11 protein-coding genes are annotated in these 21,251 nt (G+C 44.1%); 2 read left to right on the top strand and 9 right to left on the bottom strand.

The window, feature by feature from the left end; genetic code table 11:
- The first annotated feature begins 85 nt into the window (after window positions 1-85).
- Both metH and AC5JPY_RS10325 read left to right on the top strand, forming a co-directional pair.
- Complete coding sequence (metH, locus tag AC5JPY_RS10330) at window positions 86-3,901, top strand: methionine synthase (RefSeq protein ID WP_493852411.1); 3,816 nt, start codon at window positions 86-88, stop codon at window positions 3,899-3,901.
- 24 nt (window positions 3,902-3,925) lie between these two features.
- A complete protein-coding gene (locus AC5JPY_RS10325; RefSeq protein WP_493852410.1) occupies window positions 3,926-7,654 on the top strand; it encodes a PIN domain-containing protein in 3,729 nt (1,242 codons plus the stop codon).
- 20 nt (window positions 7,655-7,674) lie between these two features.
- On the opposite strand, the gene AC5JPY_RS10320 is transcribed toward AC5JPY_RS10325, so the two are convergent.
- From AC5JPY_RS10320 to AC5JPY_RS10280, 9 genes are all read right to left on the bottom strand, one after another.
- Window positions 7,675-7,824, bottom strand: coding sequence for a DUF2256 domain-containing protein (locus tag AC5JPY_RS10320; protein WP_493852409.1), 150 nt, complete (start codon window positions 7,822-7,824; stop codon window positions 7,675-7,677).
- Window positions 7,825-7,971: 147 nt separating this feature from the next.
- Window positions 7,972-8,133, bottom strand: coding sequence for a DUF2256 domain-containing protein (locus AC5JPY_RS10315; protein WP_201599114.1), 162 nt, complete (start codon window positions 8,131-8,133; stop codon window positions 7,972-7,974).
- An 80-nt stretch (window positions 8,134-8,213) separates the two neighbouring features.
- On the bottom strand, window positions 8,214-14,417 hold the full coding sequence (locus AC5JPY_RS10310; RefSeq protein WP_493852408.1) for a DNA repair ATPase: 6,204 nt from the start codon (window positions 14,415-14,417) through the stop codon (window positions 8,214-8,216).
- A 254-nt stretch (window positions 14,418-14,671) separates the two neighbouring features.
- Entirely contained in the window at window positions 14,672-16,681 is a 2,010-nt protein-coding gene (locus tag AC5JPY_RS10305; RefSeq protein WP_493852407.1) for a flotillin family protein, read from the bottom strand.
- Window positions 16,682-16,797: 116 nt separating this feature from the next.
- Window positions 16,798-17,466 carry a hypothetical protein gene (locus tag AC5JPY_RS10300; RefSeq protein ID WP_493852406.1) on the bottom strand — a complete coding sequence of 223 codons (669 nt, stop codon included), beginning with the start codon at window positions 17,464-17,466 and terminating at the stop codon, window positions 16,798-16,800.
- 181 nt (window positions 17,467-17,647) lie between these two features.
- Complete coding sequence (locus tag AC5JPY_RS10295; RefSeq protein ID WP_493852405.1) at window positions 17,648-18,637, bottom strand: Xaa-Pro aminopeptidase; 990 nt, start codon at window positions 18,635-18,637, stop codon at window positions 17,648-17,650.
- Window positions 18,638-18,914: 277 nt separating this feature from the next.
- Window positions 18,915-19,403 carry an META domain-containing protein gene (locus tag AC5JPY_RS10290; protein WP_493852404.1) on the bottom strand — a complete coding sequence of 163 codons (489 nt, stop codon included), beginning with the start codon at window positions 19,401-19,403 and terminating at the stop codon, window positions 18,915-18,917.
- A 374-nt stretch (window positions 19,404-19,777) separates the two neighbouring features.
- Window positions 19,778-19,909, bottom strand: a complete 132-nt coding sequence (locus AC5JPY_RS10285) for a hypothetical protein (protein ID WP_319051759.1) — start codon at window positions 19,907-19,909, stop codon at window positions 19,778-19,780.
- 178 nt (window positions 19,910-20,087) lie between these two features.
- Window positions 20,088-21,191: a lipase secretion chaperone gene (locus tag AC5JPY_RS10280; RefSeq protein ID WP_493852403.1), complete on the bottom strand. Its 1,104-nt coding sequence runs from the start codon at window positions 21,189-21,191 to the stop codon at window positions 20,088-20,090.
- Window positions 21,192-21,251: the final 60 nt, after the last annotated feature.

Genomic DNA, 21,251 nt, shown 5'->3' with positions numbered 1-21,251 from the left:
TGCCTACCCCTCTTTATCAGATTTTGTACTCTATTTATTTGTTATTCCTTCCTTTTATAATATTGACGATATAAGCAGCGCTACTATGACTCAAACGATGACCTCACAGACTTCTTTTCACTCTGACATTACTTCTAGCTCGTCATCTGCTGATGACTTTATTCTAACGCCACCTGCTGTCTTTCCTTATAAAGAGCAGCAGCTGACGGCACGCGCCCGTATCATCGAGCAAATGACGTCACGAATTCTGCTGCTAGATGGCGCGATGGGTACGCAGATTCAGACCTACAAGCTAGAAGAGTCTGACTATCGTGGTGAGCGCTTCGCTGATATCGACCAAGACGTACGGGGCAATAACGATCTGCTGGTGTTGACTCAACCGCACATGATTAAAGACATTCATCATGATCATCTGTTAGCTGGTGCGGATATTATCGAGACCAATACCTTTAACGGTACGCGCCTGTCGATGGCTGACTATGACATGCAGTATTTGGTGCCTGAGCTGAACAAAACAGCAGCCAAGATTGCACGCGCAGCGGCTGATGAGTTTACCGCCAAGACGCCTGAGAAACCGCGTTTTGTCGCTGGTGTGGTCGGTCCGACCTCACGTACGTGCTCGCTATCGCCTGATGTCAACGACCCTGCGTTTCGTAATATTACTTTTGATGAATTGGTGCTTAATTACCGTGAAGCGACCTTATGCCTGATAGAAGGTGGCGTCGATCTTATTTTGATTGAGACAATCTTTGATACGCTAAATGCCAAAGCGGCGATATTTGCGATCACAGGTGTGTTCGACGATATTGGCTTTGAGCTACCAATCATGATTTCAGGTACGATCACCGATGCCTCAGGTCGTACGCTATCTGGTCAAACGGCGGAAGCATTCTACAACTCGATTCGCCATGCCAAGCCACTATCCGTTGGCTTTAACTGCGCGCTTGGTGCTGATGCGCTGCGCCCACATATCCAAACACTATCAAACATCGCTGATACCTATGTCTCTGCGCATCCAAACGCGGGTCTACCCAATGAGTTTGGTGAGTATGACGAAACAGCAGAAGAAACTGCTGCGCTGCTAGAAGGCTTTGCCAAAGCGGGTATCTTAAACATCGTGGGCGGCTGCTGTGGTACGACGCCTGAACATATCCGTCAGATTGCTAAAGTCGTGGCAAACTATCCACCACGTGTCATTCCAGAGATTGCGCCTGCCTGCCGCTTATCAGGACTTGAGCCTTTTACCATCAATGCTGACAGTTTGTTTGTCAATGTTGGTGAGCGTACCAACGTCACAGGCTCCAAAAAATTCCTCCGTTTGATCAAGACCGAAGCCTATCTTGAGGCGCTCGATGTCGCGCGCGATCAGGTAGAAGGTGGTGCGCAAATCGTCGATATCAATATGGACGAAGGCATGCTCGACTCTAAGCAGGCAATGATTCACTTCGTCAACCTCGTCTCAGGCGAACCAGATATCAGCCGTGTACCGCTAATGATTGACTCATCCAAATGGGACATCATCGAAGAAGGCCTCAAACGTACGCAAGGCAAATCTGTCGTCAACTCCATCTCGCTAAAAGAAGGTCACGCTGAGTTCGTTGAACGCGCCAAACTGTGTATGCGTTATGGGGCAGCCGTTATCGTCATGGCGTTCGATGAAGACGGGCAAGCTGACACCTACGAGCGTAAGATTGAAATATCTAAACGTAGCTATGATGTACTGGTCAACGAAGTAGGCTTCCCTTCTGAGGACATCATCTTTGACCCGAATATCTTTGCTGTCGCTACGGGTATCACTGAGCATAACAACTACGGTGCTGACTTTATTAATGCCACGCGCTGGATCACGGAAAACCTACCAAATGCGATGGTTTCGGGCGGGGTGTCCAACGTTTCGTTTAGTTTCCGTGGTAACCCGATTCGTGAAGCGATTAACTCTGTGTTCCTATACCATGCGATCAAAAACGGTCTGACCATGGGTATCGTCAACCCAGCCATGCTGGAGCTGTACGATGATATTCCAAAAGAAGCGCGTGATGCCATCGAAGACGTCATGCTCAACCGCAACCAAGGTGAAACTGGTCAGGATGCGACTGAACGTCTAATGACGGTCGCTGAAAACTACCAAGATGGCGGCAAGAAAAAAGACAGCACCGTCGATATGAGCTGGCGTGAGGGTACAGTAGAAGAGCGCATCGCTCATGCTCTCGTCAAAGGGGTGACCACCTTTATCGAAGAAGATACCAAAGAAGCCTGGGAGAAATACCCCAAACCGCTCGAGGTCATCGAAGGGCCACTCATGGACGGTATGAATATCGTCGGTGACCTCTTCGGTGCGGGTAAAATGTTCTTACCGCAAGTCGTCAAATCTGCCCGCGTAATGAAGCAATCCGTCGCGTGGCTAAACCCGTATATCGAAGCGGAAAAAGTCGAAGGCGAAGTCAAAGGTAAAATTCTAATGGCAACCGTCAAAGGCGATGTGCATGATATCGGCAAAAACATCGTCGGCGTGGTGCTTGGCTGTAACGGCTACGACATCGTCGATCTGGGTGTTATGGTACCGTGCGAAACCATCCTCGATACAGCTATCAGAGAAAAAGTCGATATCATCGGTCTGTCAGGGCTGATTACCCCCAGTCTCGATGAAATGGTCTATGTCGCCAAGCAAATGCAAGAGCGCGGCATGACCCTGCCATTGATGATCGGCGGCGCAACAACATCTAAAGCGCATACGGCCGTCAAGGTCGAGCCGCAGTATCAAAACGATGCGGTCATCTATGTCTCGGATGCCTCGCGCTCAGTTGGCGTGGTAACCAAGCTGCTATCAAAAGAGCACCGTACCGCCCTCATCGGTGAGACGCGCGAAGAATATATCAAAGTCCGCGAGCGCCTGGCTAAGCGTCAACCAAAAGCTGCCAAGGTTACCTATGCCGAATCGGTAAAGATTGGCTTTCAGTATGATTGGGAAAACTACGTACCACCAGTACCCAATAAGTTAGGACAAGTGATATTGGATGACTATCCAATCACTAACCTGCTGCCATACATCGACTGGACACCGTTCTTTATCTCTTGGGGACTGACGGGCAAATACCCAAAAATCTTGCAAGATGATGTGGTCGGCGAAGCAGCTCGTGATCTGTTTGACAATGCTGAAGAGTTACTTCACAAAATGATTGAGGAAAAATCAATCGTCGCAAAAGGCGTGTTTAAACTCATGCCCGCTCGCCGTACTGACTCGGATACCGTCACCGTCTATGACAATGCGCCTGCTGATGGTGGCAAACCGACCTATCAGTTCGAACACTTACGCCAACAAAGCAACCGTTCACAAGAGGGGGCCAGTGGCAAGCCAAACTTGAGCTTGGCGGACTTTATCTCGCCATCAGACACGCATACCGATCACTTGGGCGGCTTTACCGTCTCTATCGTCGGTACAGAAGCGCTCGCTGAGCAGTATAAAGCGGCTGGTGATGACTATAACGCCATTATGGTACAGGCGCTGTCTGACCGCCTAGCCGAAGCCTTTGCCGAGCATTTGCATGAGCTGATCCGCAAAGAGTATTGGGGCTATCAGCCGACTGAGTCACTCACCAATGATGAGATGATTAAAGAAAAATACGTTGGCATCCGCCCTGCTCCTGGCTACCCTGCGTGCCCTGAGCATACCGAAAAAGGCAAATTGTTTGACTGGCTCGGTACGGTCGAGGCAATCGGTACGACACTCACCGAAAGCTATGCGATGTGGCCTGCATCATCGGTCAGCGGATTCTATTACTCGCATCCGGATAGTGAGTACTTCAATGTCGGTAAGATCAGTCGTGATCAGTTAGAGAGCTATGCTGAGCGTAAAGGCTGGGATATGAAAACGGCTGAGAAGTGGTTAAATCCGAATTTGTAATTTACTTAAGAGGAAGTGAACATAATGACTTATAAACCTCGAATTCTTCTACCTAGTACTGAGCAGGAATTTGAGGTTCTTTGTGCGCATATCTATGGTGTAATATTTAACTGTAAAACACCTACAATGTATGGTCGCAAAGGTCAAAAGCAGTATGGTTTAGATGTTCTTGTGTATGAAAACAATCAAAATACATCGAGTAATCGAATAGGCATTCAATGTAAACACGTTTCAAAACTGCCTTTTGATGGAAATGATAAGGTAACTATCGTTAAAGAGATTGCAAAAGCTGACAGCGGTCAACAAGAAATCTCACAACTAATAATATCTACATCCTTACCATCTGACCAGAAATTAACTGATGCTGTGAATGCTTTGTCAGACGAAAGAGTTAATAACGGAAAATTTCCAGTAGAAATACAGTTTTGGAATGATATAGAAAACTACATTACTAATTCGAACATTTTGAGTCAAAGATACCATTCAAACAGTGACTATTCAGAAAAAATACAACAGGCGAAAGAATATTTTGATAAAGAACGATATTCTGAAGTTATAAGCTCATTAACAGTTGATGATACTAAGCTAATGAATTATATAGAGAAATATGAAGCTTATTATATCTTAGCAAACTGTTACTACTTGATAGAGCAGAACGATAGATTCACTCACTATTCCTCAAAAGTTAAAGATTTTGAGTGGTGTGATGAAATGCATAACGTGTTAACCATCATGGACAACATCATCAATAGTGATACTGATAATGCTTTAAAGATTATTGAGACCTGCATTGATAAAGACCCTGATAATACTCGCTATCAAGCTCTAAAATACCTAATAGAAATCAATCAAGGTAATATTACAGACTTCGAAAATTTACCTAAAGCTTTAAAGAATACATACTCTATCAAACTTAACTATATGAGATATTATTCGAATCATAATCAGTTTGATAAATACGATGTAATAGAGAAGCTAATTGATAAAGATGAACAATTAAAGCCTTCATTTATCATTCTATCTTTTGAATCTTCTCTGCTGAGATATGCTACACCTAAAAACCAACATCATTATATTGAAGCGAAGTTAAACTCCCTAGAACTAAACTTAAATATAAACCAGATTGACGTACCTTCATTAAAAAAGTATGCGATAAACAGCATTATTACTGCAAATTGCGTCATAAATAACGAAGAATCAGTTAAGCATTATTACAAACTAACGAAAACTACCCAATGTGGGATACTTCCAGAAACCATTATTAATCTTGTTTCATTTACTAAAAGAAACTCGGATAAAGTGTTTTTCTTGAAGGTCTATAAAGATCATTCTGATTCAGAAATAATAAAATATTTGGTTGACGGCTTATATAATTTCGGTGAAATAGATAAACTAAATCATCTAATTAAATCGAATAGCGAGATTGGAGAACCTTTAACTAACGAAATAAGGTCTTTTATTGCAGTTAACCAACTTAACAATATTGATTTTTTAAAACTTGTAGATGAGGTAGATTTATTTAGCACTAATACTCTTAGAGGTTTGGCTCTATTAGGTTTAAAGTTATATGGTACTAACGATGAGAAATTTGATAAATTAAATAGAACTATCTCCTCTATTGATACTCCTGATAACGATCTAAAAACGTTACTAGCTGACTATTACTTTAAAACCAAGCAGTACAGATCTTGTAGTGATACATTAGATACTCTTATCAATGAATCTAATGAAGAGTATCTGTTAATCATCCAAATTCATTCTTTGATTGAAAGCTTTCAATATCAAAAGGCTAAAGACTTCGTAGATCAGAATAGTCATAATTTTGATAATTATCTTGGGGATTTTGCTAGTTTAGTTATTAAATTAGGTAATAAGACTCAAGATTTTAGTGCTGCTGAAATGCTACTGCCCAGACTTGATAAGTACAGCAACTTATCTTGGTATTGGCGTTTAAAGCTTTTTTTAAGTATTCATAACGATAATATAGGTCAGTTGAAAAAAGATACGAGACTAATTCCATTAGATTTAGACAATAATCCTGCGGATATATGCTGGTTAGCTTCTTACGAACTACAATATTCAAAACAAGAAAAAGCTATTGAAAGAGTTATTAATCTTTGGCGCTCAAACCCAACTGACTTAGAACTGCTCTCAGCCATTCAAGACTTGCTTCTTGATACAATGCTTTCTCGCAAACTTCCCAATTCTTCAAATCCTTTATTTGATCTAAATTTTGCCGAAGTCGTTGATGGTTGCTTTGTTTCATATTTTGAAGAAAACGAACTTAAAGGGAAATATATCGATTCTAAGTCTTCAGGCAAGAACTTAAATATTATAATTTCACCTAGCGATGAACTAGGTCAGCAGTTTTTAGGTAAAGCTGTTGGTGAAGAGTTTGAAATTATAGGAAAGTTTGGTGTAAGAAGGAATATTAAAATTGAAGAGATTTTATCTATACCTTTAGCGATATATAGAAAGAATATGGAGATGACATCAGACATCAACAACCCTTTCAATATGGTTTCTTTCACAGCAGACTTTAATACAGAAGAAGGCATAGCAAAATTTATTAAGGATATCAATCAGACTTCACGTTCTAATGAGCAATTAGAGCGACAGTTAAAAGCATATCAAGAAAACCCGATGACTATAACCTGTCTAGCTGATTATATTGGAAAAGATCTTTCTGAAATTACGTATAGTTGGTTAAGTGATTCTCGATTCACTTTGAGAACAATTGATGATCACTATACTGTTGATATTAGCATCGACAATCTAGAAACTTTGCTAGAAAAACAATCTGCAGTAGTGATCGATTTATTTACGTTATTGGAGTTACAGCGTTTAGAAAGTTTATACTTTCTTACTTCCAATCTGTCTATATATATTCCCAAAATCCTGCTTACAAATTTAAAAGCGCTAAGTGATAAGCACATATATGAATATAAAAAAGGTGACAAGCCCTTATCGATCCATTCAAACGATAATAATTTTACTGTGAATGAAATGGATATACAGTTACTTAAAAAGCGTTCAAATGATTTGAAGTTTTTAGTTGAATATGTTGAAAGCAATATGCAGGTTACTCCTGCTTATGGAAACAACTCAAACTCAAAAATTATAGAAGCGCTCAATAGTTTTCTTCCTGAAACAGATAAGTCCATTATCAGACTGTGTCAAGAAAAGAGCTTGCCGCTTCTGTCTCTTGACGCAAGATTGAGAGCGCTTGCTCATCAAGCTGGAGTGGATACAATAAATTTTCACGACTATTTATTACTAGGTACTACAACAAATAGAAGTAGATACATAAACTTCCAAACTAATCAATTTATTGACAACCGAAACGCTGCTGATTTCAAAATTCATAATTTGCTAGATTTCGCATTAAAAAACAATAATTCATTAAACATAGTCGCTAATAAGTTTATAAATCATATGAGTCTACATTATGATTTCGACTTAATATTGAAGCAATTAGGTATTTTAATAAACATCATAATTTCAAAAAAAATTATACCTACTAATGGCTTTATTGAAAGAGTTTGTGAAATACTCTTCTGTAATTTAGCTAACTATAATAAGCTAGATTTTGATAACCATAAGATGGATCTTAATTCTTATTTTGAAACATACTTCCATCGTCGTCCAATAGGGGTAGATAGCTTTGAAAGCATGAAAACTGTGAAAGATAATACCTTATATATAATATATGGCACCTCACAACCTTTATTATGTGCGAAAAGTATAGATTGATATATTTTGCATATGATAAATTAATCAGCACCCTTACCCTTCCCCCGCCGACACTTTTCAGAACAATAAATCACCTGCTCCCAGTCTTTCTCCCACTTCTTGCGCCACGTAAACGGACGCTGGCAGACGGGGCAGGTTTTTTGCGGTAAGTTTACTTTTTTATGTGCCATAACTGCCCTACCTTATCTATTCGACCTATGAATTATCCATACCATACACAAAAATTAGAGTAGCAAGGAAAAAGAGCGCCAGTACTACGCATTGTAGGCTAAGCGATTTTGACACAGCTAATCGTATTTTTGGCGTTTGGTATCATCTTACTTCTGATGCTCGACGCCCTCATACTTCTTGATACGGCGACACTGGTCTGAGCAATACACCATACTATCCCAGTTTTTATCGAGCTTCTTTGTCCAACTAAACTCACGCTCACAGACGGGGCAGAGTTTTTTGCGGACGTTCTTTTTTTTGTGCGCCATACATTTCTCATTGGTTTGTTTACGACATCAGTCACGTGTCACTATAGCCTACTACGTATCATTGCTATTAGTTACAGTTACTAGTCATAATCATCAAATATTTTATTTAGGCGATTGAGACTATTGACGATCAGTTTACCAGATTGATCGGTACTGCTATCAATTGCTAGCTTCTCATCCATGCGCATCGTCAGTGGTGCTAGCGCTTGCTTGAGCGCATTGGCCATCAATGTGGTCTGCTCATGAATATCAGGCGAATCGTTCTCTACGGCTTTACTGTCATCATTTTTAATCAAGCTTTCGGCTAAGCTACGAGACAAGCTATCTGCCATATTGTGTGCTAGTTGCTCCACGGCATCGACCAGCTGCACCATCAGCGCTTTTTGCACGTCTTGGTTTTGCTTGAGATACTCGCCCTCGGCTTTGTGGTCGTGCTTATATATTTGTAGTAATTGGCTCACGCTTTTCTCAAAGCCATTATCGATGCTATCGCTGACGACTTTGGCGTTATTGATCACGCTATCGGCGAGGATTTTTTGTGAGGCTAGCTGCGCCTCCATCTGAGTCTCTAACTGAGCTTGGCGCTCTACTTCTCGTAAGCGGGCAATTTGCTCTGGATCATTTTTGGTTAAGTACGTCTCAAACTGACGACTGATGGCATTGAAGCCACTCGCCAAGTCGACCAATTGTGCGACGATGCGCGCACCTGTATCGCCGTCTTCGCCGCCCATGGCTTTATTGCGCAAGAAGTCGGTTTTGATTTGCGTCCAACGCTCTTTTTCTACCTCGGTTAAGGTGCCGCGCATCTCGCCAAGCTTGAGCAAGTTGCTCTCTGCGCCTTGGGTCAATAGCTGCGACTCGCCCAAATAGTGATCGTCTATCAGCTGGTTTAGCTCATTCTCATTCATGACCGCCGACAACTTTTCGGTCATCTTATTCATATTACGATAGCTGCCTTGCAGCTTAAATATCGGCTCAACACGATATTTGTCATCTTGCGAGGCGGAGGCGATATAGGCTTGGTTAACGTCCAGAATGACTGCTTGCACGGCAAACATATGACGCAAGATAGCAATGATCTCATTGATCTCTGAGGTGCTATACGGATAGGTCAAATCGCTGCTTTGCGCTTGCGCGAGGTTGGCGTTGTCCGTTTTTGCCATTTTGATCAAGCGATGCACATCGCTTAGGTCACGGTTTGCTAGTGGTGCGAGGACACTATTAGAAGTGAGGGAGTTTTCGATATAACTGAGGGCAAAGACGTCTTCCATACCGCTCATGATGTCGCCTAAGTTGTAGATATCGGCACGGTTGGCGAGCATGTCAGGCACTTTAAAGGCCTCGCCGCTCTCGGTATACGGGTTACCCGCCATGACCACGCAGAACTTTTTGCCGCGCATGTCATAGGTTTTGGTCTTGCCTTGCCACACACCATCAATACGGCGCGTCCCATCGCCGAGTGAGATGAACTTTTGCAAAAATTCCGCGTGCGTATGCTGAATATCATCGAGATACAGCATGACATTATTGCCCATTTCAAAGGCCAAGTTGATTTTATTCAGCTCTTCTCGTGCGGTGGCATTCGGGGCTTTTTCGGGGTCTAATGAGGTGACGTCGTGACCGAGTGATGGACAGTTAATCTTCATAAAGATAAGGCCAAGACGATTTGCCACGTATTCCATCAAGGTGGTTTTACCGTATCCTGGTGGCGATATCATCATGAGGATACCCATCAAGTCAGTCCGTTTATCCTCGCCGACCGTGCCCATCTGTTTGGCAAGATTGTCACCGATGAGCGGCAGGTAGCTCTCGTTAATAAGACGGTTACGCACAAATGAAGACAATGGACGCGGCATGAATTCGTCCAGTCGCAACGTCTCTTTTGAGTCATGCAATATCTCTGAGCGCATGGCCAGATATCGTCTATAAGCAGGGATAACTTGAGTATCATGATGATGCAGACGATTTAAAAAGTCATCGACGGCAAAGGTTAAGCTCTGCTGATGAATACGCGTATGCTCACCCAATAAACCGTTAACTTGTATTTCAAGCGACACCTTGCCTGTGTGACGCGCAAAGCTTTGCACTTGATTGAGCGGGTTATTGATACTGGTCAGTGACGTTGATGATGACATTGAAGGTGAGGAGAACGACAAAGTGGAGGTGGCATCAGTTGTACCTCTATTCGCGCCGCCTTTATCAAAACGTGCACCTGAATCAATCAGGCGCTGTACCAAGGCTTCACGCTGCACATCATTCAGTTGAGTAAGTAAAACAGCAATCGCTTCGGGCACATAATGACGACCGCTCTCTAGTTGCTGTTTGCGTAGTGCGTCTTTTTCTTGACGTTCAGCCAACTGCGCTTCACTCAGCGCCTCGCCTGCCTCATCCGTGCCATCATCTGCTGCGTTAGCCGACTCACTATTACCGTAAGTCTTATCAAGCAGTGCATGAAACCATGTGGCTAACAACTCATAGGCTGATTTGGGTTGGAAGCCAAGCTTACCGATGGAAGATTGTAGCTGCGCAAAACTGGCATTACTTTGCGTACTGACGGGCGAGCTACTTAGCGTTTGGCTCAGCTGCTCGCATAATTTCTCGGCCTGTATACTGGTTTGCCAGTTTATTGTGTTATATGCGGCGGCATTTGGCTCTGCTGACTGCCCTATGACGCTGACCAAGTATTCGCAAGCCAGCTGCACATAGCTGGGTTTAAAGATATTGGTGTTATGAACATCGCTGGTCGTTGAATCTGGCTCTGACTCCAATGCGGCATCTGACGGCTGCTTAGCACCATTACTACTGCCCATACGTTCGTCACGATAGGCCGCGACAAAACGGTGCATGACTTGGCTCATGTCCTCAACCAGTAAGGATTTGGCAGTGTCACTGCCGAGGGCACGGCGCAATTGCTCGGCGGTCGCCGCTCTATCCGTCCAGTTATTTGCGCGAGTCAGTACTGATTCATTCAGCCAATTGTCATAGCCAAATTGACGCAGGCTATCTAAACCCAGTGCTTGTGCGATATTTAACTGCCAATAGAATAATTGCGCCAGTGCGCGGACTTGCGGGGTATAAATCAGTAGCCCTGCCTCACGTAATGTCGGCAGTATTTGCATCAACATCAGCGTGGCATCATGGTCATGAATGCCTTTGTCATAACCGAGCTGATAACGCGGGGTCGCGTAGGCTTTGACCAGCTTTGCCAGCGGACTGTCATTATCGATATCACCATTGATATCTAATGTAATGACGGTTTCGTCATATGCTTGGTAGAGACGGGTCTCTGTCAGACCGTCTTGACTGTTTTTGGCGCTCTCGATAATGCTATAGGCCAAGTACTCGGCGCGGTATACCTTGTCGGACTCGGAGGCAATATTCATCTCCCAATACGGACGCAAGGCATTTAATTCAGCGTTATTAAGCGCTTCATAATAGTCGGTACCCGTCAGGTGCAAATTGAGCACGCGCTTGCCATCCGACTGCTGGCGACTGAGTAAAGTTAGATCTAATGGTTGAGTGTTAACCGAAAAGCGATGCTTGCCCAGCTTAATAATTTGACCGCCATCTTCAAACAAGTCCGATTTGTCTTTTAGACTCTTATAGCTCTCGATTTGAATGGCTTTTAGACGCGCATCAATGTCGTCGGCTTTGACGCTAAAGCCCATCGCTTGTAATTCTTTTGCAATGTTGCGGACTTTTTGTACCAGACCATCGGCGGCAAAGTACGTATTGAGCGCTTCTTCCTCGGTAAAGCCAGTCACACCTGTGCTTTGCGTGCGCTTCTTGATACTCTCAAGCATCCGCAGCGCGCCATCCCCTAGGTTTTGCGCTTTGCGATTGCGGGCATCGAGCAGTTGTTGCTTATGATTTTCAAAGGTTTCGTAAATCTCTTCGCGTTTACTGATAATGTCGGCTAAAAACTGATCGCCCCTATTGGTCTCTGGATCGGCGAACTGGCTCTCCAATTCCTCTAACTGCACGAGCAGCTTTGCCATTTGCTCATCTGATTTTTCAGGCGTATTGGCAATCGATAAGGCATTGGCAATCGATTGACCAAACAGCTTAAACTGCGCGCCAAATTGCGCGACCGCTTCTGCCGATCCTAAGTTTTTACGTTTGTGATTGAGCTTTGCTTTGCTCTGGTTGAGGCTGGCATAAATGGTCGAGATGTCATCGATGATTTGCGTACGTACCGTGGCATCTGCAACGTCCAACGTACCGAGCAGCTCGGTCAACAAGTCTAATCCTTGCGCCGTCTCATCAATTTTATCGAGCACTGGCTTTAACTCAGCATTGGTTTCAGCTGTGTTTAGGCGCTCACTGACATCGACCAATATCCCTTCGTAGCTTGATAGTGCTTCGTCTCCGCTTAAAAACAGTACAGTTTTTTCGGCAAGATCGCTTTCTGCTTCTTCTAGCTGCACCTGCAATGCTTCTAATTTATCACTATCTAGATAACGCAAATCTTCTAGGCTGACCAAGCGACCTTTTTGTCGTCTCAATGCCGACAGCTGATCGACATAGTCGCTTGCAGACTCAAACGTCGTGACTCGTATCTGCCGCAAAATCTCATTTTGCTGAGATTCGGCATCGGCAAGCGCCGTTTGGGTTTGCTTTTGAATACTTTGGACTTTGGCAAATTCATCAATGACCAACTCAGCGGTCGCTGTCACTTCTTTAATACTACTAGCGACGTCAGTCAGCTCTGGCTCAGACAGCCAATAATAGCTATCAAACAATCTACTGGTATTGTCTGACAGCTCTTCATAGAGTTTTTGCGACACGCTTTGGTTGTCGATAAGACGGGTAATGCTATAAAGATCAGAGATGCCGCGCACCAGCTCTTTGTTACCGATTTTACCGTAGAAGCTGGTACTTTCAGGCAATTCGCTCACATACTCAGGCGAGGCGTAAGGGGTGTGCCATATCTGCATCGGGTGAATGCGCGACGGCTCACTTTGGTCACTAAACAGCACCAAACGGCCATTGTCTGCCAACGCCATACCATTGCAATAAATCGGATTTGCCAGTTGTTTTTTGATCAGGTTATAAGGAAACAGCCCCGTGATACCCAGCTCTCTATCATAAAATAAGAATAGAACATCTTCGCCATTCGTCGAGATGATCTTACGCTTAAACTTTAAGTTTTTGGCACCGACACTGTTGGCATCGAACAGCTTATACTCGCCCGTCTGTAGATAATAGCCACCCGGAAATATAATGCCGTGATCTTCGGGCAACTGTACGCAGGACTGACCAATCGCATCCAAACGCAGCACCGCTTCGGTCAAGGTGTTATAAACAAAGTAACGGTAACTGTCCTCGCGATACGGTAATATTTTGAGGAGGATTAAGCTACCGACTTTGGCATAGGCAATCTCAGCATCGGTCAGCGACTGGGTGCGATCATTGACGGGCTCGCTATAGATGCCCTGCCCTGACTGCGTATTGTCTTCAATCTTGATGGTCAAATCACCGCCGACCGTTTCCACAAATATCGTATCCAAGATATTCATGTGCGGATATTTACCATTGACCATCTGATCGCGCGTGGTCTCGATCCAATCAAAGTCATAGGCAGGCGGCAACTCGATATCACGCTCGCCGCGATTGTCCACGTAGGCGACTTGGGCAGCCTCTGGTGTGCCTTGGCTAAAGTCTAATGCAAAACGAAACACTCGAATATCAGTGATACGCTCACCGATCTGAAAGGCCAACAGCAACTTGCTGTCTTTAACGGTCAGTTGAATCAGGCGTGTTTGCTTGTAATAGCGATAGAGCTCATTGAAGTCTTGGACAAAGGCATCTTGATCTAAAAACGTCCCTGTTAAATCGACCTCTTCGAGCTGATACTCTTGCTCCGCACTATCACCACTACTGCTCTTCGGACTCTCATCGCTATCGCCTTTGTTGGCAGGATCTATCAAGCGATATAGCGACAGCACATCTTTAATATTGCTGGCACGCTTTAACCCCATAAACACGTTATAGCCAAACAGCAAATATTCGCCAACTTGCACCATATCCTGCGCCACACAGTTGTGCTCGGTACGAATACGCGTGCGGGCAATGACCTGCATTTGGGTGCTGCCAAATTCCATCAGGCGTGCAGCATTTAATTTGGCGGTTTGTTGCTCTAGACGACTGCCCTGCTCTGTTAGGCGTTTTTTGATGAGCTCATACGCATTACCAGAGGCCACTGCCTGATCGGTTTGGGTTGCTTGGTTCGCATTAGGATCACTTTTGCTATCTGAATTGGTTGGGTATTGCGTGTCCGCCATCGTTGCTCGTCCGTTTCTGTTTTTAAATAATAAGAGAATTGTCTGGCAATCAGGAAATAAGAAGCTATTTGAGATAAAACAGTATTAAAAGTAAAGAAGCACGTGGCTAATCTAAAAGAACGGTCAATATGGGTTTGTTTAGATTAGCCAACTCATTTTCAGCGTAAGCGTTGAAAATGCGTTGGTTAAAGCGCTCTGCTATCTAGATAACAGAGCGTTTATAACGACTAATATTTATACCAATCGCACATCGTTTAAGCAGTTTTGTCATCATTTGACTGATTGGCTTTCATCGCTTGGTTGGCCATGACCCCATTGATAATACCGCTTAACGTGTCTGACTTACCCGCTAAACCATCAATAGCTTTACCGATCGACAATGATTTGGCAAAGTTGTCAAAGAAGTGCGCTTCACCGCCAACGATATCGATTTTGGCTTTTTGGAGCGCCACTGCCAATACTTCGGCGTTTTCTTTGGCAATCTCTTTACCAGCATCAATTGATGCCATCGCTTCTTGTAGCGCGGTCTCAAGACCCATGCGGAACTCTTCGTGCTCACGCGCTTCCTTACTCATGCTACCCATGGCATTGAATTTCTCTACCAGACCATCTGCTTCGGCTTGGAAGTGCGCGCGAGTGACTTCGGCTTTTGCCAGTCCAACGTAACGCTCTGCCTTGGCATTTGACTCGCCGCGAGCAGCGATAACCTCAGCATTGGCCATGCCGACATCACGCTCGGCTTTAGCATTAGATTCACCGCGAGCAGCAATAACTTCGGCTTCAGCCATGCCTTTTTCACGGTCTGTTTGAGCCTCAGCCTGCCCTGTCGCTTTGATGACATTGGCTCTCGCAATGCCTTCTTTTTCAAGCGACACTGACTTGGCTTCTTGAATCGCTGCTTCAGCAAAGCCGTGCGCTGACTCTTCTGCTTTAATACCTTCCGCCATCTTGATTTTGGCGTCCGCATCTTTTGCAGAGGCTTCCAGATTGGCATTGGCAAGCGTGGTAATCTCGACAGCTTTATGCTTGGCAGACAGCTCTTCTGCTTCGGCTTTTTTCACCTGACGCACTTTGAGTTCTTCAGCATCTGCTTCAGCAGCCAGTACGCGGGTTTGCTTAGAGCGATCCGCTTCGCTGACTTCGCGAACTTCTTTGATACGCTCTTCTTCTTGCGCCACGGTTTTGTCCACCGCGATGCGCTCACGAATGACGTTGGCGATTTCTTTTTTCTCAAGCTCAATCGCACGGTCAGCTTCGATACGCTGCAAGTCTACTTCACGCTCACGCGAGACAACTTCTAAATCGCGAGCACGCGTGACTTTTTCTTCTTCAATGACTACGGCACGCAGGCGATTTTGACCCGCCACTTCGATTTCACGTTGCTGATTTTCACGCTGAATCGCCAAATCTTGCTCCACCATAATGATGGCAGTTTCTGATTTTTTGCGCTCTTCTTCTTCAATCTTGCGAGTTTCAGCCGTTTCACGGGCAATCACTGATGAGATTTCACGCTTTTGCTTGGCTTCGGCATCGGCTTGTTGACGCTCCAGCTCCAGCATCGCTTCTCGGGTTTCGACATTCTTTTTCTTAACGGCCAGCTCTTCGTCACGCTCAAGCTCATTGGTAATGACGTTTTGGAACGCTGTTAGCTGAGTGATCTTCTTGATACCTTCAGCATCTAGGATGTTGCTTGAGTCTAGTGATACTTTTGGTGTTTGTTCCAGATAATCAATCGCCACATCCTCTAGGACATAGCCGTTCAGATCGTTACCGATTTCTTGGACAATACTGTCGCGGAACTCGCTGCGGTTTTCGAACAGTTTGACAAAATCAATCTGCTTACCGACGGTTTTTAGTGCTTCTGAAAACTTAGCGTTAAACAGCTCATTGACCGCGACTTTATCGGAGGCTCTCTCAACACCGACGGACTTGGCGACTTTGAGTACATCTTCTTCGGTTTCATTGACACGTAGATAGAATGCGACTGTGATATCAGCACGCATATTATCCGCACAAATCAAACCTTCTTTACCACGTCTATCAACCTCTAGCGTGATGAGCGAGATTCTCATCAGCTCTTTTTTGTTGATTACTGGCCACACAAAGCCACCATCAAAGCGTACCGCTATTTTACTCACACCGTTGATAATGAGTGCTTTGCCCTGCTCAACCTTGAAGTAAAAGGCTTTGAGCATCAAAAGTGCGACCATCATAAAAACAAACGCCAGCACCACAACCACGCCGACGATAATGAGTATGTCCATATTCATTCCTTTAATTAAAACATTCCAAGCGAATTTAAAACTCTTGCTATATTTACTAAATACTTATTTTTTATGTTATTGAGCCATCATCCACTGAGCAATATCATTGATGAGCTTTATTTGTCTTCAACAGGAGTCACTCGATAGGTGTTGGTGCTATCTAAATACTCTACCAGCACGACTTTATCGCCTTGTTTTAGTTGATGGTCGTTCATGTCTGATCGAATCTTGAGTATCAGTCCAGCACCGCCATCATTGAGTGTCGCCTCGCCATGTTTGTCCGTCACACTGAGCGTACGCACTACAGCGACTCTACCCACGTTACTAGACGAATTACGTTTGGGAATTTTGGCAATATTTTTGCGGATAGGGGAAATAATAATGCCTGTCAACCACATCGATACAACCAAGACAAAGACAAGTGCCCCTGTACCGAATAAATAATACAGCCCACCCGAATCAAGATACTGATGTAAAAAGCTGGTATATAAGTAGCTGAGTAGCCACCCTATCAAGCTAACGAGACTGAGTATGATGATCAACGGAACACCATAAAGACCGAATTTGAGCATGAGACCTGTGAAAAAACCAGTCGATGACAAGTTGGCGATATCAGTATCGCCGCCTGCTTCACCACTTACATCAACCAGATCGACAGTATCCATATCTGCCATGCCAAGCAAAGACACAACCCAATACAAGGTGACAAACATCACAAGCCCAGTAAAAATAATCGTGGGATACAAACTGATCTTAGTAACAAATACTAAAAACGCTTCTTGCATGACACCTGCTCTCCCTTTGTTTACCTAATCTGATATGCTAACCGTTCAGTGCAGTGCTTAGTACGATGCGGATAACGCTTAACCGACCTGACGCTATTTATTCCAAACCTTCATAATCAACTTATGTTTTCTTATTCATGATTATATATACATTTCATTACATAATATATAGGACTTGTTACTAACGTCCCCATATTGGTGAGCGTACTACTCCACCATCTTGACTATTAATGGCATAGCTTGTATTCCCTGAGAGCGAATGAATCACCAGCTCTCCCCCATTCTTACCGCCGATTTGCCCACTGATTTTTGAGTAGCGTGTGGGATAAACCGCATAGTTTCCAGAAGGAGACAGACGAGCAGGTTCATCAAGTCCAGTTTCTGCCAGATTGGATACTTGCCCAGTTGTCAGCGTCATAACGGCGGCTTTACGGCCATTAAGGTAAGCCATACGTTGACCGTCTGAACTAAGCTGTGGACTGGCGACATAACCGCTGGTCGGTACAGGAGTGGCACTACTGGTTGCAAAGTTGTAGCGATAGATACGTGGACGTCCAGCACGGACTTTATCACTGGTATATACAAAGCTCTTGCCATCTGCTGCATAACTTGGCTGAACCTCAGTACTCGGCAAGGTTGTTAGCTGCCGCGTCTTGCCATCGCTCAGTTGCATCTCATAGATATCAGCATTGCCGCCGACGGTCGAGCTGTAGAGTAAATGCTGACCATCCGGTGAGAATGACGCTGACATGTTACTGCCTTCAGCATTGACGACTAGATTGCGCGTCTTGCTACGACGATCATATATATAGATCTTGGGATGTTCACGTGCAGCTTGTTTGCTATAAGCAAGTAATTGCCCATCGGCTGACCATGCCGGCGCATAGATATAGCCGCGCAGTTGATCAATGAGCTGACGATCACTACCATCAGGACGGATACTATAGAGTGTCGATACTTTAGCCGCTCCAAGTCCTTGCTCCTCTACGTAAGCAATATACCCTTGACGATCGATGGCAGGCATACGTGCAGTCAGCGGATTGCTGTCAACGGTACTAATCGGTTTTTTGGTTTGAATATCAGGCAATGTCTGACAGCCTGTCAGCGCCGCAACGATAGCGAGCGTAGTGACACCTCTCACTGTCGCTCTTGGCAAATTGAGTTCTGACATGTGGATTTTGAGCATAATGTAGTATCCAATAACATCTGAGGGAAAAAGCACGGTAAATGGCTAAAATTGAGCATCACTGCTCTGATATTTAAATCCGTAGCTACTTTTTTAAAAATTAATTTTATTGCAGGAGCATTACTCTAGTGTAGCCTAAACTGGCTCAAACTTTGGATAAAAAAAGCCCCACTAGTTAGTAGGGCTCTACGAAGTTTAACTCGTCTGTTTGTCTATTAGTCTGTTTACGCTTAATACGTGCTCATCTCAACAAATGGCAAACCTATTTTGAGACCGCTTTGAAGTGAGCTACTTGATTCTCACTTTTGATCGTTAAGATAGGTAGATTATTGGCATTTTTACTGAGGCTGTACTTGCCTTGTACTGTGGCTAATGCTGCGGTATCAAAACTGGCTTGCGGCTCAGGACAGGCCATCAAAGTACTGATACCATTTTTGATCTGCACATCACCATTTATAACGCTATAACCTGCGCTCATGTTGTTGCAGGTATTCATGAATGCTACGTAGTCTCTGCCCTCATCGTTCATAAAACTTAGGGTCAGAGGTTTTGCTGGATCAAAAAACAGTTGCGCTACCTGCTCACCGTTGCTCTCTTTGGCATCAACCAGCTGCCAAGCGTAAGCTTGTAAGGCATCGTTGGTAACTGCCTGACTGCTTGGCGCAGGCAGATTAGCAGTCGTCTGGCAACCAGCAGCAAGCGCCCCAGTGGTAAAAGTAGCGACCATCATTACTTTCATCATGTTATTCATTTCTTCTCCTTACATATTGAACCGAAAACTCTTGTTATAAGCCCCAATAAGCTTAGCCAAAATTTTAGTTTTATTATGATTGATTGTGTTATTTCCTGTATTAAAGAATAACTACGTTTATCCTGACTCATTATCGGCTGTCATTATAAACTGGGTGTTATATTTAAAACTAATGGATTCAATTCTATAGTCGTTTGGATGCTATTCTAACAAATGATAAAGCAGATTTGCTCGATGAGTGTTTATACAGAAACACCCCACTATATAGTGAGGTGCTTCTGTATATTGTTATTAGATACTAGTGATTGCTGTCATTCCCTACTGCCTCAAATGAAACATCTAAAAAGGGTTTATTCAGCATATCAGTTATCATTTTAGATCACATCTGTACCTGTAATCTCTGGCTGGTCAGTAGCAGGTGCTGTCATGCTCGACATAGATTGGCAACCGACGAGTACCGTTACCATTACAATACCTGTCATCAATGCTTTGGTCATGTTTTTCATATGAGCTCCTAGAATAGTTCTAATATACCGTTATGGTTGGTTCAAGTGAAGTATAACTATCATTGTATTAAACTACAGATATTGGGCCGTACTTCTCCCAGAGACCGTAGCTTATTCACACTTTTAGCATACCCATCTCTTACATTGCTGTAAGTTAATTAATGTTAATGAAATAAGCTTACTGCGCCTTCATTTCTTGTAGAGCAGCATACCCTGATAAACGCTTGCGTTCAGCATCGTCAAACAACTGCTGCTCAAGTTGTTCTATCTGAGTTTTTGCTTGGTTCTGATCTGCACTTTGACTTAATAAACGCTGCTTTTGGGTCTCATACTGATTGAAACGCTGGTCAAAGTTGGCGTCTTCTAGATCGACTTGTGCCAGTCTCTCTGCCGCTGGTGCGCCAACGAGCTCTCGGCGCATATTGTATAATGCTTCGGGTGTTGCACCGCGTGCTTTCATTTGTTCGGTACGAGCCATCAGCTCACCAAGATTGGCTTGCTGTTGGATATTGGTTTTGGTGGCATTGTCTGGCAAGCGACTGACATAGTCTTGCCTAGCGGCTTGCTTTTGAGCGTCGCTCATTTGCTGGTTTTGATTGATTCTGACCATTTCTACACTATAGTCATCATAATCATCTGCAGCACCGAAGAACGCCGTAATGGTCGCTTTGTCAAAATATTGCTGACGTAAGCTGGCCACGTCTTGCTTTTGTTGAGCGACTGCATTCAAGTCCAGCTCGCCACTTTTGGTCGCTTGTAACTGTAGATTACCGTAACGCTTTTCTATCTCTGGCAGTGCTTTGAGATAGGCGACATACTTGTTAAATATAGCAACTGCTTGACTCGCAGCAGGTTCTGGCGTGTGGTGACGGATGTAACTCTCAACACGTGCGATGATAACCGTTTCGTCCTCCTCGCCAAGTGCGGATAAAAAATAATCGAATAAACGCCGCAGCCCTTCTGTAATGACCAATTGCTTGTTTTCATCAATGATGATTTCGCCATCGATTTGCGTGTCCTTTAGTGATCGTGGCAGACGCTCCAGTCCAGTGACGAATGCAGACTGGCTTTGGGAGGTTGTCGCTTCCACAACTTGAGCGGCAGCAAGCTCAGTTGAGATCGACTCGTTGTACTCACTATCATCAACAGATGCTGTCGTTTGAGCTGAGCTTGTCTCATTATTATCAGGCTTGAACCACATAATCACCACCGCAGTTAGCGCTATGATAACCGCGGCGATTATAGCGATGGGTAAATAGGCTGGGCGGCGATTATTCGACATAAATGAGGGTTCTTTTTACTAGTCAGCTTTAGGACTTATGTTTTTAAAATCTTGCGTTTT

The sequence above is a fragment of the Psychrobacter sp. H27 genome, from assembly GCF_059072655.1.
This window is presented reverse-complemented; position numbering and strand designations above follow the sequence as displayed.